Raw genomic sequence first — 15947 nt, forward strand, 5'->3', positions numbered from 1 at the left:
AAAAATCACTTTACAAATCTTCTCCAACCAAGATAAATCAAAGCAAAAAGAATAATAAAAACACCAATCAAATATTGAAACGGAAGATATGAGAAAACTACGATATGAATTTTTTCGAGTAACCACATCAAAAACATCGTTGAAAAGAGCATAAACCATAGTCCAGAAATTTTATCAAAGCCTGGAACAAGCGATAAATCTACATTTCTACGAATCAAGAAAATGGTTACAAGCATCACGATAACTGGCAAAATCTGCAAATACACATCAGTTTGCATGACATCGCCTCTTTGAAACAAAAAGAAATAAGCATTGAGAGCCACAGCAAAGATTCCTGGCACACTTACCAAATATATTAATGCCGAATACAAGTATTTCCACGGTGAAAGATGCCCTTCATTTTTTCCTAATATTCCTGCCATAATGGCTGCCAACGGAATAACCAAAAAATAAAAAAGTAAGAAATTTGGGTTGTCTCCGATTCGCTGAAAAAGTTGTTGTAATGTCATCTTTGAGTAAGTTTTACTTATTATTTCGACAAATGTAAAAGTTTTTTCAAGAAAACTCCAAGACAAATATTATCTCAATTCAGCTTCATACATAAAAAGTGTTGAGGTTTTATCATCGTCGGGAATAAAATATGCTTTGATTCCTTCCACAGTTGATTCCACCCAAAAAGGATTATTGGTCATGGCTAAACCGCTGGGCGACCATAGTTTTATTGGAACTTGATGAAGCGGTCGTTTGTCTAAAAGATTTATTAACTCAAAACCACCTAATCGAAAAACTATTCCGTTGGTATTGGTATATTTTTGAAAACCCGAACATAGCATTTTATTATTACCGATATAATGACAATCTTGATAATCAATGTAAAATGAAGGGTTGGGAATACGGATTTTGTCTGGCAAATCAGCTTCATTAATTATTTTGCCTTCGGCGTTTTGCTTCCATTCGTAGAAATTTCTTGAACCCCAACTCATCCCCATGATGAAGTTTGAATCAAAATTATGTATGATTGCTCCAATATGTTCATCAAAACGTAGCATTTCTGTTACTTTCAACGTTTTTGGTTCAACTTTATAAATGATTGATTTACTTTTGGGGCGATATTCGGCCACAGGAATCCAAATAAATTTTCCATCAAAATCAATTCCTCCAGGATGATAAATTGTTGTTTCACCCAAAATCAAATCTGCGAGTAAAGTTCCAGTCGAATCAAACTTAAAAAGATGTCCAATTCCTTCTCCAGCGTCGCCATTTTTTGGAGATTTTGTTACTTCAACCGAACTCATGTAAAACTGATTTTCAATTTTGACCATTCCTTGCGGATGAAAACTTGGAAATTGTAATGAAACAGCCTTTTTCAGTGCCCAAATGGTATTTGGCGTAAGTTTTAATATTTTTTCTTCAAGTGGTTTTTGAGCATTTACTTGAAAAATAACAAAAAAGAAGAGAAAACTTTGTACGAAATGCTTCATTTGAATAGATTTTAGGCAAATGTATTGATTTTAAGTAGAACACGAATACAGCCTAAACAAGAAAATCTCCCCAATTGGAGAGATTTTCTTAAATGAATACAATGTTTTAAAATTAGATAATTTTAAAACCAACGGTAAATTGCCAGCCTTTATCTTTAAATTGATTATTACTCATGTTAAGCGATGAAATTTCGGATAAGCTTCCAACTTTTCTCAAATCAAGATTTATACCCAAGATTTTTACACCAACCCCTAATTGATAACCATAAGAAGCATCTTTGATGGCATTGTCAGAAGTTGTCAAACCTTTGAGAGCGTCTTTAAGCTTTTGGTCTTCTGATAGCTTGAACGTTGCCACAGGCCCTGCATTCACTCTAAATATTTTTAAAACACGAAAACCTACCAAAAGAGGTACATCAAGATTGCTATAAGAAAATTTCACTTTTCCCACGTTTTGAATATCAATTGTTCCGCCTTTTTGTGCCAAAAGAAGTTCGGGTTGAAAGAAAACTCTATTTCCGAAACGTCCCCAAATACCAGCTACATAGCCAGTTTTGGTATCATAACTTTGTGAAATATTTTTTCCGAGCGAACCCGCATCGGTAGTAATTTGGTTAAAAGTAACCCCGCCTTTGATTCCCAATTGGAAACCTTTTTGTGCGTAAGTGCTAGAAGCCAAACAAATAATTGCAAAAAGGCTAAGGAATGTGATTTTTTTCATGTCAATTTTTTGTTAAATGATTAGTAAACTTAGAAAAATATAGTTGTTTTGACATAAATATTTATTAAATGCTTTAAAAAATATGTGATAAAGAGCTAAATCTTTTTAATGTTCGTTTGCGTTGAGGAAATAACGTAGATTATTCGCAAATTCGTATTTTATTAACAGAAGATTAACAAAAGTTGCAGAATAGATTTATAGTCTTTTTGCATAAAATTTGGACAATTAATTTTACATCGAAAATAAAAGATAAGTAGGTAAATGGCAAAAATAAAAACGGCATATTTCTGCCAAAGCTGTGGATTTAGTTCACCAAAATATTTAGGTAGATGTACTTCGTGCGGCGAATGGAATACGATGGTAGAAGAAGTTTTAACCAAAGATGAACCAGAAAAAGGAAATTGGAAATTCACTTCTTCGGGAACGCCAAAAATATCAAATAAACCAAAAACACTTACCGAAATTACAACCCAAGAGCGTTATCGAATCGTAACAGAAGACGATGAGCTAAATCGAGTTTTGGGTGGCGGAATCGTACCAGGTTCATTAATTTTGATTGGCGGAGAACCTGGAATAGGAAAATCGACTTTGATGTTACAAATAGCATTGAGTTTAAAAGATTATACAATTTTATACGTTTCGGGCGAAGAAAGTGAACAGCAAATTAAAATGCGTGCCGAACGAATGAATTATGTCAATGAAAAATGTTATATCTTGAATGAAACATCAACTGACAATGTTTTTCGTCAGATTGAACTCATCGAACCAGATATTGTGATTATTGATTCGATTCAAACGCTGGCGTCGCCGCTGATTGAATCGGGTGCGGGAAGTGTATCGCAAGTGAAAGAATGTGCAGCCGAATTGATGAAGTTTTCCAAAGAATCTGACATTCCAGTGTTTATGATTGGGCATATTACGAAAGATGGTGGTTTGGCTGGGCCAAAAGTTTTGGAACACATGGTTGATACTGTTTTGCAGTTTGAAGGAGACCGCCACATGACATATCGAATTTTACGAACGACTAAAAATCGCTTTGGAAGTACCTCAGAGCTAGGCATTTATGAAATGCAAAGCAGCGGACTGCGACAAGTGAGCAACCCTTCAGAAATTCTAATTTCTCAGCGAGAAGAAGATTTAAGTGGCATAACAATTGCTGCAATGTTAGAAGGAAATAGGCCACTTTTGATTGAAATTCAGTCGCTGGTGAGTGTTGCAACTTACGGCACTCCACAGCGAACTAGCAATGGTTTTGATAGCCGAAGGACGCAAATGTTGCTGGCAGTTTTGGAAAAAAGAGGCGGTTTCAGGCTAGGAACACAAGATGTTTTTTTGAACATTGCAGGCGGATTAAAAGTAGAAGACCCAGCTATTGATTTGGCAATTTGTGTGTCAATTGTTTCTTCTTATGAAGATATTAGTGTGCCGAGTTCGTGTTGTTTTGCGGCTGAAGTTGGTTTAGGCGGCGAAGTCCGAGCTGTCAATCGTATTGATAACCGTATTTCAGAAGCAGAAAAACTGGGTTTCAAGAAAATCTTTATTTCGAAATATAACCTTAAAGGATTGGATGTAAATCAATATAAAATTGAAATTTTCTCTGCAAGTAAGTTAGAGGAAATTTTTAGTGAATTGTTTGGATAGAAACTATAAATTAGATTTTTAATCTAAACTTTTTAAGTGAAAACTTCAATGATTGCTTAATAATTTATTCAATTGAAAAACACCAAAATCTGAGTCTTAAAAACTAACCTCAAATAGAATGTACACAATAGAAAACGAGTATTTAGAAGTTACAATTGATGCCAAAGGTGCCGAATTGGCGAGTTTATATCATAAAGACCACGATATAGAATATATGTGGGGAGCAGACCCAAATTTTTGGGGTAAATCTTCTCCTGTACTATTTCCGATTGTTGGTGGATTGAAAGAAAATAGCTACACTTTTAATGGTGAAAAATATAATTTACTTCGACATGGTTTTGCTCGTGACTATGTTTTTGAAGTGGAAGACCATTGGGATGATGGTATTAGTTTTTTACTTCGTTCCGACGAAAATACCGTGAAAATTTATCCATTTACTTTCGAGTTTCGATTGGTTTATGAATTGTACGCCAATTTGTTGAGTGTTACTTATCACATCACTAATTTGGGTGAAAATGATATGTATTTTTCTGTGGGTGGGCATCCTGCTTTTGTGGTACCGTTTGAAGAAGGTTTATCTTATGATGATTTCTATTTAGAATTTGAACAAGATGAAAAGTTGATGCGATGGCCTTTGAGCGAGCAAGGACTTATTTTAGAAGAACCAGAAGCATTATTTGGTGAAAAAATGATTGATGAAGAATTAGTCGTAGAAGAAACCAAAACTTTACCATTGACGAAAGAATTATTTCATCAAGATGCCTTAGTTTTTAAAGCATTAAATTCAACAACGGTAACTTTGAAATCGGATAAAAGTGAACATTCACTCCGATTTGATTTTGCTGGATTTCCATTTTTAGGCATTTGGGCTGCAAAAAATGCCGATTTTGTCTGTATCGAACCGTGGTGTGGTATTGCTGATTCGGTAACTCATACGCAAGAATTATCTGAAAAAGAAGGGATAAATATTCTCACTGCGGGGGATGTTTTTGAACGTGCCTGGGCTGTTAAATTGAGCTAGTTTTACAATTTTAATTTGTGAACGATTCATAATTTTTTAAACCTTTACTGATTCGATGGTAAATACGTTTTTTGAGTTTGTCGGGTGCTAAAATCTTCATTCCTTCACCAAAACCGAGTATTTCTTTTTCCAATTCAAAGTTTAATTGTACTTGAATCTGAATAACTATACCATCGTCAAGCCTTTGTAACACAACTTGCGAATGATGCAAAGGCTTGGTTTCAACATAAGGTGCATGCTCGTTATTAACCCAAATTTGTACATTTTCGGCCAGCAAACTTTCCGAAACGGTTACACCGATGGTGTCTTTATAGAACAATTCAGGGTCTATGTTTGTGTTTTCACGATAAGCTATTTTTTCATCTAAACTTAACGCTACAATGCGGTCAAGTGCCAAGTGAATTACTGTATTTTGTCCATTTCGTACGCCAACTGCAAACCATCTATTTTTAAATTCCTTCAACCACCACACATGAAAATAGAACACATTTGCTGCCCGTGCCTTAAATGATTGATAAGTCATTTGCACCGTTTTTTGATGAATTACCGAATTATAAAGTAAATCTAGGTGTGAAAGCCCACGTAGATTATCATTTTTCTCGAAATCAATAATTGAGCGTTTCTTGTTAGCTACCGAATAAACGTGGTCTTCGAGTTTCTGCACAACTGCATTAAGTTGTTGAAAATGTGAAAAGCCCTTAAATTGCTTCAAAAGTTCAACAGCTTCGTTCATTCTACCCAAATCTGCATCCGAAATTGGAATATTAGTAATGCTATAATTGGGGTCTTCATAAGTATAATATTTTTTATCTAGCACCACAATAGGGGCGAAGTAACCTAATTTATCGCTTCGCATCATCTGAATATCGGCCTGAATTGTGCGTTTGCTAATGCCTTTATCCATACCTTCGTATTCATAAAGAGCCTCAGAAACTTGCTCAATTAAATCTTCTAGTGTCCATTTTCTGTTGCGTCTTTGCAGACAGCTATCAATGACTTTATAACGAATAAGTGCGTTACGGTTGACGGGCATTTTTAGATTTATTTTAAAAATTTGCAATTTGCAAATTGTGCATTTCAAAAATAATAAAAATATTTTTCATCTACGCAAATAGACTGCGTAATTGTGCTTTTACTTTGTAGCATCAAACTAAAAGAAATGAATATTCAAGACTTAAAACAACTCATTGCCAACGATTATATTAATGTACAAAAGCACCCAACAGCGGATTTATATATTTATAACTATTCGCCTAAAGCTCAGTATGACAGGCTCTGGAATGAATGGACAATGATTTGTAGAGGATTGATAATGAATGAGTTGCATGAAATTGTGGCTCGTCCGTTTCAGAAATTTTTTAATTTGGAAGATTCAGGAAATTTGATTTTACCTGACGAATCATTTGAGGTTTACGAGAAAATGGATGGCTCGCTCGGTATTTTGTATTGGGTCGATAGAAAACCTGCGATTGCCACTCGTGGTTCGTTTACTAGCCAGCAGGCAATTGTTGCAACTGAGTTACTTCACACAAAATATGCTGATTTAATTAAATATTTAGACCAAACAAAAACCTATTTATTTGAAATTATTTACCCCGAAAACCGAATTGTAATTGATTATGGAGATGACCGAAAATTGGTTTTGTTAGCCATTATTGATACAAAATCGGGTGTAGAAATTCCATTGCCGACCGTAGAGACAGGGCACGCACTATCTTTACCACATGAACATTTTGAAATCGTAAAACGATATGATGGATTAAACGATTTGCAACAATTAAAGGCTTTGGAAGAAGACAATCGTGAAGGTTTTGTGGTGAAATTTAGAAGTGGTTATCGTTTGAAAGTAAAATTTGAAGAATATGTAAGAATTCATAAAATTATTACGAGGGTTACAAGCGTAAATATATGGGAATACCTAAAAGAAGGCCAAGAATTGTTGCCAATTTTGGAACGAGTCCCTGACGAATTTTATGATTGGGTAAAAGCAACTCATTCCAAATTACTCAATGATTTTGCCGAAATTGAGGCCGAAGCCAAATCAGAATTTAAGATTTTAGCAACCAAAAAAGAAACGGCTCTTTATTATCAAACTTGCAAATACCCAGCAGTTTTGTTTAAAATGATAGAAAATCGACCTTATGACCACATCATTTGGAAATTGATTCGACCAAAATTTGAAAAGCCATATACCAATAAAATTGAAATATGAAAACAATATTAATACTAAGAGGCTTACCAGCCAGCGGGAAATCAACCTATGCTCGAAAGTTGATTGATGAAAATAGAGGGGCGTGGAAACGACTCAACAAAGATGAACTTCGTGCGATGCTTGATAATTCTCAACATTCTACTAATAATGAAAAATTTGTTGAGCGAGTGCGAGATATGATGCTTATTGAGGCATTGAAAGAAGGTAAGCACGTGGTGATTGATGATACCAATTTGTCAGACCGACCAGTTGAGCGTATTCAACAAGTAATTGGGCGATTCAAAAAAGAAACTGGACAAGAAGTGAAAATTGAATTTAAAATCATGGAAACGTCACTCGAAGAATGTTTGGCCCGTGATGAGGTACGTGAGAAAAAAGTTGGTCGAGAGGTAATTATGAGAATGTATAACGACCATATTGCTAAAGAAAAGTCGCCGATAAATACAACCAAAAAACAAGTTGACTTGAGCAAACGAGGCCCTCATTATCAGTCGCAAGATGATACTTTACCGCCCGCAATTTTATGTGATATTGACGGTACATTGGCAATTATCCATAACCGAAGCCCGTTTGATACGCAACGTTGTGAAACTGATTTATTGAACGAACCGATTGCCGAACTTGTGAAAAATTATGCTTCAATGGGTGTGAAAATCATTTTGATGTCGGGTCGAGATGAAAATGCTCGACGACCAACAACGAATTGGCTGACTTATAATAAAATTCCGTTTGATGCACTTTTTATGCGTGCTGCTGGCGATTCTCGAAAAGATTCGATAGTAAAAAAAGAGCTTTATGAAGCCCATGTAAAAGATCAGTATTTTGTGAAATTTGTACTTGACGACAGAAACCAAGTAGTCGATTTATGGCGTTTAGAACTCGGTTTGCCTTGTTTACAAGTCAATTATGGCGATTTTTAAATAGAAAGAGACGATTTTAACATCGTCTCTTTTTAATATTTTACCACTTAAATTTCTTTTTCTTCTTTTTATCTCCTAGAGTAACTGAGTCTTGTTCTTTTTTCTTTGGACTCGCCAGTAATCTATCTGCTAAATCTGGGCGATTAAGTTTGTGCAATCTACTACGAATCCATGTTCTAAACTCAGGTTTATACCAAAAGAAAAAACGGTTTTGAGCTAATTTTTCTTCACGAGTTTTGGCCGTTTTGATAGGTTGTAAAGTATAAGGATGTACACCCGAATAATAAATAACTTCCGCAACGGTCATTGGAGTTGGCGTAAAATCTTGTACTTGCTCCAACTGGAAACCTAAATCTTTGGTTTCTGCGGCTAAATTTGCCATATCAGCCTCTTCGCAACCTGGGTGAGACGAAATAAAATACGGAATCAAGGGCTGTTTCAAGTTGTGTTTATCTTGAATCTTGTCGTATTTTTCCTTGAACTTTTTGAAATATTTAAAAGATGGTTTACGCATCACACGAAGTGTATCATCTGATGTATGTTCAGGAGCAACTTTTAATCGACCCGATACGTGACGAGTAACTAACTGCTCCATATATTCATCATGATTTCCGTCTTTGTTATTTTTATTGAAATCATCAACCAATAAATCATACCGAACTCCTGAGCCAACAAAAGCTTTTTTTACTTCGGGATGTGCATCAACTTGTTGATAAATTTTGGTCAATGGTTTATGAGAAGTATCCAAATTTGAACAAATTACAGGATGAATACAACTTGGACTTTGGCAACGGTTACAAATATCTTCGTCTTTGCCTTTCATCTTGTACATATTAGCCGAAGGCCCACCCAAATCAGATATATAACCTTTAAATTCTGGATGTTTTACAATTTGTTCGACCTCTTTCATAATTGAGTTTTCGGAGCGAGAAGCAATAAATTTGCCTTGATGTGCCGAAATCGTACAGAAACTACAACCTCCGAAACAACCACGGTGCATATTTATCGAAAACTTAATCATATCATAGGCAGGAATCGGCCCACGATTTTTGTATTTTGGGTGTGGCAATCGAGTATAAGGCAAATCAAATGATTGGTCAATTTCCTTTTCATCCATGATTTTGAATGGTGGATTAATAACCAAAGTTTTGTTACCAACTTTCTGAATAATTCGATTTGCTTGCCATTTATTCGATTCTACTTCAACAATCTTAAAGTTGGACGCATACTTAATTTTATCCTGCAAACAAACTTCGTGACTAGCTAATTCGACGGTATTCCAGTTTTTATAAGTTGGCAATTCTTCGTTAGAATCATGCAAATAAGCAATCTGATTGACATCACGTATTTCGTTGAAAGGCACTCCTGCTTTGAGTAAATTGAGCATTTCACGCAAGGGTTGCTCGCCCATTCCATAAACCAACATATCGGCCTGTGAATCTGCCAAAATCGTTGGCATTAATTCATCTTTCCAGTAATCATAATGTGTAACTCTACGAAGCGAAGCCTCAATTCCGCCAATCAAAACGGGTACGTCTGGATAAAGTTGCTTTAAGATTTTGGAGTAAACAGTTGTAGCATAATCAGGTCTGAAACCAGCCTCGCCACCTGGCGTATAAGAATCATTGGAGCGTAAACGTTTGTTGGCAGTATAATGATTTACCATCGAATCCATGCAACCTGCCGTTACACCAAAGAAATATTTAGGTTTACCAAATTTCTTGAAATCACGCAAGTCGTCTTGCCAGTTTGGTTGAGCCACAATCGCAATTCTGAATCCTTCGCTTTCTATGATTCGTCCGATTACGGCAGTACCAAAAGCAGGATGGTCAACGTAGGCATCGCCCGAAATCAATACTACATCTACATCGGTCCAGCCTCTTTTTTCGACCTCTTTTTTGGTAAGTGGCAACCAGTCGGTTATTGGTCTTTCTATCATATAAATAGTTTATATTCTTTGGTTCACCGTCGGCAGATATTGCCAAATGCTCCCCAAAAGCTATTTAGTTGTTTGATTGAGTATACAATCTTATCAACTTTCTACAAAATTACGCATCTTTTGCTTAGATTAACTAAAAATCTGATGATTTGGTTATAACAAAGTTTATTTTATTTCAATGAAGGTTGAGCAAAATACACGCCTAATTGATTAAAAATGATGTAAATTTGGTTAGTTTATGCTATTTAGAAATTCATTTTACTGTGAATTTATTTTTATTAAAAGAAAAATAAATTCAGCAACAAATGACATAAAAAAACGTTTTCTATGTCTAAAAACAGATTACTTACAAACCATTTTTAATGAAAAACCTAACGTTATTATTACTTACAGTCGTAGTATTTTCGTCTTGTCGAAAAGATTTTGCAAGCTTTCAAAAATCATCCAATCAAAGTTATTCTCAAAAGAAAAAAGTTCAAAATTCAGAAATACAGATTAATGTGCCTGAACCGATTTTGGAGGCTTCTATAAAAGAATCTGAAGTGTTTTTTGAGCAAAAAGAGATAATTTCTATTGAAATCTCAGAAAATGAATCAAATAAACCGCTGTTTGATGATGATAGAAAGAGAAAAAAACGAAAAAATGTGAGTGAAAAAGAAGGTACATTGATTCATAAAATATTTCCTAATCTGCATCCGAAAGACAAAAAAACTACAAAAAAAAGTAGAAAACCAGTTCCACTTAATTCGACAATTTATACAGGTTTCATCATTTTAGGTATTGCTATTTTGCTAGCCTTGGTCTCTCTCAATTCGCTTTCATTACTTTTTGGAGTAGCTTCAATTGTTTTTCTATATTTTGGTTTTAAACGTTATTTTAGAAGAAAAAGAAGAAGAGATATTTTTCGATAAAAATTAAACAATGATTGCATAAAAATTGCTTGTCAATGGTAAATTTAATATCCAATTATCTTGTTTTAATCAACAAAAAGCTAACAAATATTACTTTATTTGATAGCTTTTGTGGGTGATTAATATTGATTAAACCGCTGGAGGAAGACTATCTGAAGGCTTCTTTTTCTTAAAAAACTTCTTTTTTCCACTCCCTTCAGGTTTTCGAAAAGGCTTTCTCGGTTGTGAACCTTTGTATTCGGGAGCTTTGCCAAGCCCTAAACTTTCAGTGATATTTCGTTTTTCAACCTCTCTCTCAAGTAGTTTTTCAATATTTGCAATGCGGTATTGGTCTTTCTCGTTAATGAAAGTATAAGCTGTTCCTGTTGTTTCTGCTCGAGCTGTTCGGCCGATGCGGTGGATATAATCTTCGGCATCGCGTGGCACATCAAAATTTATCACAAGATTGAGGTTATTAATGTCAATTCCACGTGAAAGTACGTCAGTTGCAACCAAAATTTTAAATTGCTTATTTTTAAATCCACGCAAATATTCTTCTCTTTCTTCTTGCGAATTATCTGAGGAAATACCTTTTGCATCAAATTTTGCTCTTCCCAGAGCCCTTACAATGCGTTCGATCATGACTTTTTGGGAAGAAAAAATAATGACAGATGTTGCGTCGGTGTTTTTCATTAAATGAACCAACAAAGGCAACTTTTGTTCGTCGGAAGCTAAGTAAAATTGTTGGTCAATCCCAACGGCAGGTTTTGAAACAGCTAACCGTATTTCTTCAGGATTATGGAGAATTTTATTGGCAAAATCTCTTATTTTCTTTGGCATTGTGGCCGAAAACATCAAGTTTTGACGTTTTGGCGGCAAATGCTTCAATACAAAAAGTATATCATCCGAAAAACCCATATCGAGCATTTTATCGGCTTCGTCCAAAACCAAACACTTAATATGGTCAAATTTCACCTCGCCCGAATTCATGTGAGCCATCAAACGGCCAGGCGTTGCAATGATAATATCAGCTCCTTTTACAAGGGCTTTTCGTTGTTGGTCCCAATCTTCACCTTTTCCACCGCCATAAATGGCAATGCTTGTAGCATTGATAAAATAGCTAAATCCTTCTATTTGCTCATCAATTTGTTTAGCAAGTTCACGGGTCGGAACTAATATTAAAGCTGAGGTTTGATTGCTTTGTTGACGGATAATTTGGTCGAGTAAAGGAATTAGATAGGCTGCGGTTTTTCCAGTACCAGTTTGGGCGGAAGCTATCAAATCTTTTCCATCAAGAATGATTGGAATTGCCTGCTCCTGAATGGGAGTGACCTGCAAATAATTCATGGCATCCACTCCAGTTAGGACATCTTCATGAAGGTTAAGTTCGTTGAATTGCAATTGTTTTCTATAAATTAATAGGATTGTGAAAGCTTTAATATCTACAAATATATCATTATTCTATGATTAATGAAACAAAAAGGCACAAAAAGTCAGTCGGTTTTTGTGCCTTTCTTTATACTCGTACTTTATTTTTCTACTCTCTTAACAGAATATCCTTTTAGTTGTAAAAATTTTAAAACACCTTGTTCACCGCCTAAATGTCCAGCTCCAACTGCAAAGAAAGTAGGTTTTTCTAGACTAATTTTCTCAATTAATGGAATCCATTTTTTGTTTCTATTGACTAACATTTCTTCTTTTAAGCCTTTCATTCCAACCATTTCTTCGCCAATCATTTTTGTAAGTGATTCAATATCTTGGTTTTTATAAAGCGTTAACATTTGCTGGTAAGTATCATTTTCTTTTGTTGCTTCTGTAACCAAATCCATTAACCACGCAATTTGTTGTTCAACAGGAGCTTTGTCCATCAATTCCATTTGCTCTTCGATGGCTTCTAATCCATAAATTTCTAATTTTATCTCTTTTGCCTGTTTTGCAAAATAATCTTCATACGATTTTGGTATTGCACAGCCCGCAGTTTTCATTAATGCAACACTCATGTATAACATTGGTTTTGCTGAACCAAACATTGCTACGTCCATTCCGATTGTTTTTTTGAAATACTCACTAAAGGTTTTATAATCAGCTTCTTTCATCAAATCTTTTAGTTTTTTTCCATCAACAGAAAGCATGAGTTTTTGAGCTTTCATCATCATTTGGGGGTCGTCCATGTCTATTTCTAAATAAACTTGTTGGGCTGTTTTGAACTTGTCTTCCGTTCCTGCTGGAAGAAAAAAGTTATCTGGACAAATCAAGTGAATTGTACCAAAAATGTAAGAAGGCTTTTCGAGTCCATTCCCAGAAATCTCCCATAATAAACCACTATTGATTTGTTGAGCTTTTGTGAAAAATGGAAAAAGTACAATAACGAAAATCTTGAAATAAGTTAATATTGGCTGTTTTTGGATAAATGAGTTTATTTTCCACATACTCGAAAAGTTATTTATAAATTCTATGTAAAGAAAACAATTTTTAAAAATAGACAATGATTATTCATTAAAAAGAAATAATATGGCTTTTGGCTAAACCAAAAAGAAAAAGCACTTATCGGTTCAGATAAGTGCTTAGAAATCAAATTTTTAGTGGTATTGTGGTTTTATTGACTCAAATGACTTTTAGTTTTTTTTCTAATTCAATAACCATCGGTACGAGTACGTGGTCTTCAATAATAGCGTGTTTTCTTAGTTCAAGCTCAAAAAGCTCTACTTGATTTAAGAATATTTTGTAAGGAAGTGGCGTTGCTTCATTGCCCGAATATTTCTTTATTATTTCGCTTACTTCTTGCAATTCATCCTCAATAGGAGAGTGGCTTGCAATAAATTTTTCTATCGAAAATTCAGGGTTAATCTCTAAGCTTTCGGCACAAACAGAGTTTATTTTAGACGCAACAATTATTTTTCTTATATAAGGAAATAATTGTTTTTCTTCCATTCTTATGTGGTCAACGAGTTTATTTTTGTAGTTGTTGAAGAATATCGCAAGACTTGCCAGTAAATGGTGGCTTTGTCCATATTTACTGAAAATATGCAGCAAAGATTGTTCAATTTCAGGTAGTTTTTTATTCAGATAATATTGGTGAGTAACCTGTAAATAATTGAGAATATCATCGACCGAAAATTTTTGCATTTTTTCAAATGGAAAATCTTCATCATCGTTGTACAAATCCAAGATTAACTCAATTAATTCATGGTTCATCTCAAGCCGATTAATTACTTTAGTTTTAGGCGTAGAATCTAGCCTTTCAGTAATTAGCTGAAGCATTTTTGAGTTATCAATGAGGTCATTCACGGTAGTCATGGTATTTATTTTTGATATATTCTACAAACATATCGAAGTAGTTTGAGGCAAAATATGAGCAATGTCATAAAACCGATGTTACCGCTACTCAATAAAGATTCTGAAATGTTAGAAATGCAAAAAAGCATTCCGAATGCCTTGGCTTCAGAATGCTTTTAATCTTTCTTTATTATCTATGATGAAACGCCTGATTAGTTTGCTGCGAACTCACCACTTGCTCTCAATTCAACTTCTTCGCTAACAACTGCTGATGGCATTGCACCAACACCAAATGCAGTACGGTTGATAGTACCAGTTGCTTTAAAACCAACTAATTTTTTACCTTGACGGTTAGTACCTGTACCAACCAAAGTTAGGTCTAATGTTACAGGTTTTGTAACACCTTTCAATGTCAAATCACCTTTTAAAACATATTTTTTTGCTCCTGCTGGTGAAATTGAAGTACTTTTGAAAGTCATTGTTGGGAATTTCTCAGTATCAAACATATCAGCTTTTTGAAGGTGACCATCACGCATTTCTTGGTTAGTAGTTACTTGTTTCAAATCTGCTGAAAGTTCAAAAACTGCATCTGAAAAATCTTCTTTTGAAGAAGTAATACTTGCATCAAAACTTTTAAAAACGCCATCAACTTCTGACATCAATAAGTGAGTTACTGTAAAAGTCAATTTTGCATGAGCTTTGTCAACTGACCATTTTTGAGCATAAGATGCTGCTGAAACTAATAATGCTACTGCGAGTACTGTGATTTTTTTCATTGGATTTTTTTTGGTTAATATTTAACAAATAAATTTAGATTAAATGCTTGAACAAATGTAATAACATATAATGTATTAACAAACTAATTATGCCTTGTTAACAATCTATTAACGAATAGAACTTATAGACTTTATGGATTAATTAACGATTTTGTTTTTTATAAAGTTTCTTTGAATAATCGTAAAGTTCGTTCCCAAGCTAATTTGGCCGCTTCTGGACTATAACGAGTTGGTGCGGTATCGTTATTAAACGCATGATTAGCTCCTTCATAAATAAATATTTCATGTTTAGTGCCAGCCGCTTTAAGTGCAGTTTCGTATGCAGGAATACCAGCATTTACTCTTTCGTCCAAACCTCCATAATGTAATTGAAGTGCTGCTTTTATCTTAGGTACATCAGCTGCATCAGCTTGACGGCCATAATATGCAACTGCTGCTTTTAGTTGCGGTGAATTGACCGCTAATTGATTTACTAAACCTCCTCCCCAACAAAAACCAACGCAAGCCGTTTTTCCGTTGCTATCGGAGCGTGAAGTTAGATAATCGAATCCTTTTAGGAAATTATTGATATTTTTGGGAGCATCTAATTTAGCGAATAAAGCTCTGGCTTCGTCTTCATTTGTAGGAGTTCCACCAAATGGTGATAGAGCATCAACGCCCAAAGCCAAATATCCTGCTTTGGCAACTCGACGAGTTACATCTTTAATATGCGGATTTAAACCCCTGTTTTCATGAATAACAATGACTGCACCCAATTTTCCTGTGGCAGCTTTTGGCTTAGCAAAATAAGCTTTCATGGTTGTTCCATCGCCTTCATAAGTGATGTCTTCGGTAAATATGTCCTCGTCATTCTCGGCGATAGTTGCCGCATGAGCATAATTTACTTCCAATAATGGTAAAATAGCCAGAGCAGCAGCAGTACTTCCAGTGAGTTTGGCAAGGCGTTTCATAAACTCATTCCGACTGAGCGGTTTATGAGTAAATTCATCGAAAAGATTAATGATTTCTTGATTCATAGCTTTAATGATAGGATGGTTTTTTATGAAAGTTTATAAAAAATTAATGCAATT

15 protein-coding genes are annotated in these 15947 nt (G+C 34.8%); 5 read left to right on the top strand and 10 right to left on the bottom strand.

Annotated features, from left to right (window positions below):
* Positions 1-5 precede the first annotated feature (5 nt).
* From MJQ71_RS03680 to MJQ71_RS03690, 3 genes are all read right to left on the bottom strand, one after another.
* Entirely contained in the window at positions 6-509 is a 504-nt protein-coding gene (locus MJQ71_RS03680; protein WP_238804572.1) for a hypothetical protein, read from the bottom strand.
* Positions 510-578: 69 nt separating this feature from the next.
* On the bottom strand, positions 579-1481 hold the full coding sequence (locus MJQ71_RS03685) for a DUF6454 family protein (protein WP_238804575.1): 903 nt from the start codon (positions 1479-1481) through the stop codon (positions 579-581).
* Between the two features lie 112 nt (positions 1482-1593).
* Positions 1594-2202, bottom strand: coding sequence for a porin family protein (locus MJQ71_RS03690; protein WP_238804577.1), 609 nt, complete (start codon positions 2200-2202; stop codon positions 1594-1596).
* Positions 2203-2463: 261 nt separating this feature from the next.
* Here MJQ71_RS03690 and radA point away from each other — a divergent pair, with 261 nt between their 5' ends.
* Together radA and MJQ71_RS03700 are read left to right on the top strand one after the other, a co-directional pair.
* Positions 2464-3843: a DNA repair protein RadA gene (radA, locus tag MJQ71_RS03695; protein ID WP_238804579.1), complete on the top strand. Its 1380-nt coding sequence runs from the start codon at positions 2464-2466 to the stop codon at positions 3841-3843.
* 118 nt (positions 3844-3961) lie between these two features.
* Positions 3962-4864, top strand: a complete 903-nt coding sequence (locus tag MJQ71_RS03700; protein ID WP_238804581.1) for an aldose 1-epimerase family protein — start codon at positions 3962-3964, stop codon at positions 4862-4864.
* Positions 4865-4874: 10 nt separating this feature from the next.
* Here the strand turns inward: MJQ71_RS03700 and MJQ71_RS03705 are convergent, their stop codons facing one another.
* Positions 4875-5897, bottom strand: coding sequence for a helix-turn-helix transcriptional regulator (locus MJQ71_RS03705; protein WP_238804583.1), 1023 nt, complete (start codon positions 5895-5897; stop codon positions 4875-4877).
* Positions 5898-6023: 126 nt separating this feature from the next.
* Here MJQ71_RS03705 and MJQ71_RS03710 point away from each other — a divergent pair, with 126 nt between their 5' ends.
* Together MJQ71_RS03710 and MJQ71_RS03715 are read left to right on the top strand one after the other, a co-directional pair.
* Positions 6024-7076: a T4 RnlA family RNA ligase gene (locus tag MJQ71_RS03710; RefSeq protein ID WP_238804585.1), complete on the top strand. Its 1053-nt coding sequence runs from the start codon at positions 6024-6026 to the stop codon at positions 7074-7076.
* Entirely contained in the window at positions 7073-7996 is a 924-nt protein-coding gene (locus MJQ71_RS03715; protein WP_238804587.1) for a phosphatase domain-containing protein, read from the top strand. The genes MJQ71_RS03710 and MJQ71_RS03715 overlap by 4 nt, the downstream gene beginning before the upstream one ends.
* A 40-nt stretch (positions 7997-8036) precedes the next feature.
* Here the strand turns inward: MJQ71_RS03715 and MJQ71_RS03720 are convergent, their stop codons facing one another.
* Positions 8037-9935 carry a YgiQ family radical SAM protein gene (locus MJQ71_RS03720; protein ID WP_238804588.1) on the bottom strand — a complete coding sequence of 633 codons (1899 nt, stop codon included), beginning with the start codon at positions 9933-9935 and terminating at the stop codon, positions 8037-8039.
* A gap of 362 nt (positions 9936-10297) precedes the next feature.
* Here MJQ71_RS03720 and MJQ71_RS03725 point away from each other — a divergent pair, with 362 nt between their 5' ends.
* Entirely contained in the window at positions 10298-10846 is a 549-nt protein-coding gene (locus MJQ71_RS03725; RefSeq protein ID WP_238804590.1) for a hypothetical protein, read from the top strand.
* Positions 10847-10975: 129 nt separating this feature from the next.
* Here the strand turns inward: MJQ71_RS03725 and MJQ71_RS03730 are convergent, their stop codons facing one another.
* From MJQ71_RS03730 to MJQ71_RS03750, 5 genes are all read right to left on the bottom strand, one after another.
* Positions 10976-12226: a DEAD/DEAH box helicase gene (locus MJQ71_RS03730; RefSeq protein WP_310587513.1), complete on the bottom strand. Its 1251-nt coding sequence runs from the start codon at positions 12224-12226 to the stop codon at positions 10976-10978.
* Positions 12227-12354: 128 nt separating this feature from the next.
* Positions 12355-13254: a TraB/GumN family protein gene (locus tag MJQ71_RS03735; RefSeq protein WP_238804592.1), complete on the bottom strand. Its 900-nt coding sequence runs from the start codon at positions 13252-13254 to the stop codon at positions 12355-12357.
* A 175-nt stretch (positions 13255-13429) separates the two neighbouring features.
* A complete protein-coding gene (locus MJQ71_RS03740; protein WP_238804594.1) occupies positions 13430-14122 on the bottom strand; it encodes a hemerythrin in 693 nt (230 codons plus the stop codon).
* 191 nt (positions 14123-14313) lie between these two features.
* Entirely contained in the window at positions 14314-14877 is a 564-nt protein-coding gene (locus MJQ71_RS03745; RefSeq protein WP_238804596.1) for a YceI family protein, read from the bottom strand.
* Positions 14878-15035: 158 nt separating this feature from the next.
* Positions 15036-15893, bottom strand: a complete 858-nt coding sequence (locus MJQ71_RS03750) for a dienelactone hydrolase family protein (protein WP_238804598.1) — start codon at positions 15891-15893, stop codon at positions 15036-15038.
* Positions 15894-15947: the final 54 nt, after the last annotated feature.

The organism is Emticicia aquatica (assembly GCF_923079645.1).
Taxonomy (GTDB): Bacteria; Bacteroidota; Bacteroidia; order Cytophagales; family Spirosomataceae; genus Emticicia; species Emticicia aquatica.

Excerpts from the sequence above, each read along its gene's own strand:
- MJQ71_RS03680 (WP_238804572.1), bottom strand. The coding sequence starts at position 509 with ATGACATTACAACAACTTTTTCAGCGAATCGGAGACAACCCAAATTTC.
- MJQ71_RS03685 (WP_238804575.1), bottom strand. The coding sequence starts at position 1,481 with ATGAAGCATTTCGTACAAAGTTTTCTCTTCTTTTTTGTTATTTTTCAA.
- MJQ71_RS03690 (WP_238804577.1), bottom strand. The coding sequence starts at position 2,202 with ATGAAAAAAATCACATTCCTTAGCCTTTTTGCAATTATTTGTTTGGCT.
- radA (WP_238804579.1), top strand. The coding sequence starts at position 2,464 with ATGGCAAAAATAAAAACGGCATATTTCTGCCAAAGCTGTGGATTTAGT.
- MJQ71_RS03700 (WP_238804581.1), top strand. The coding sequence starts at position 3,962 with ATGTACACAATAGAAAACGAGTATTTAGAAGTTACAATTGATGCCAAA.
- MJQ71_RS03705 (WP_238804583.1), bottom strand. The coding sequence starts at position 5,897 with ATGCCCGTCAACCGTAACGCACTTATTCGTTATAAAGTCATTGATAGC.
- MJQ71_RS03710 (WP_238804585.1), top strand. The coding sequence starts at position 6,024 with ATGAATATTCAAGACTTAAAACAACTCATTGCCAACGATTATATTAAT.
- MJQ71_RS03715 (WP_238804587.1), top strand. The coding sequence starts at position 7,073 with ATGAAAACAATATTAATACTAAGAGGCTTACCAGCCAGCGGGAAATCA.
- MJQ71_RS03720 (WP_238804588.1), bottom strand. The coding sequence starts at position 9,935 with ATGATAGAAAGACCAATAACCGACTGGTTGCCACTTACCAAAAAAGAG.
- MJQ71_RS03725 (WP_238804590.1), top strand. The coding sequence starts at position 10,298 with ATGAAAAACCTAACGTTATTATTACTTACAGTCGTAGTATTTTCGTCT.
- MJQ71_RS03735 (WP_238804592.1), bottom strand. The coding sequence starts at position 13,254 with ATGTGGAAAATAAACTCATTTATCCAAAAACAGCCAATATTAACTTAT.
- MJQ71_RS03740 (WP_238804594.1), bottom strand. The coding sequence starts at position 14,122 with ATGACTACCGTGAATGACCTCATTGATAACTCAAAAATGCTTCAGCTA.
- MJQ71_RS03745 (WP_238804596.1), bottom strand. The coding sequence starts at position 14,877 with ATGAAAAAAATCACAGTACTCGCAGTAGCATTATTAGTTTCAGCAGCA.
- MJQ71_RS03750 (WP_238804598.1), bottom strand. The coding sequence starts at position 15,893 with ATGAATCAAGAAATCATTAATCTTTTCGATGAATTTACTCATAAACCG.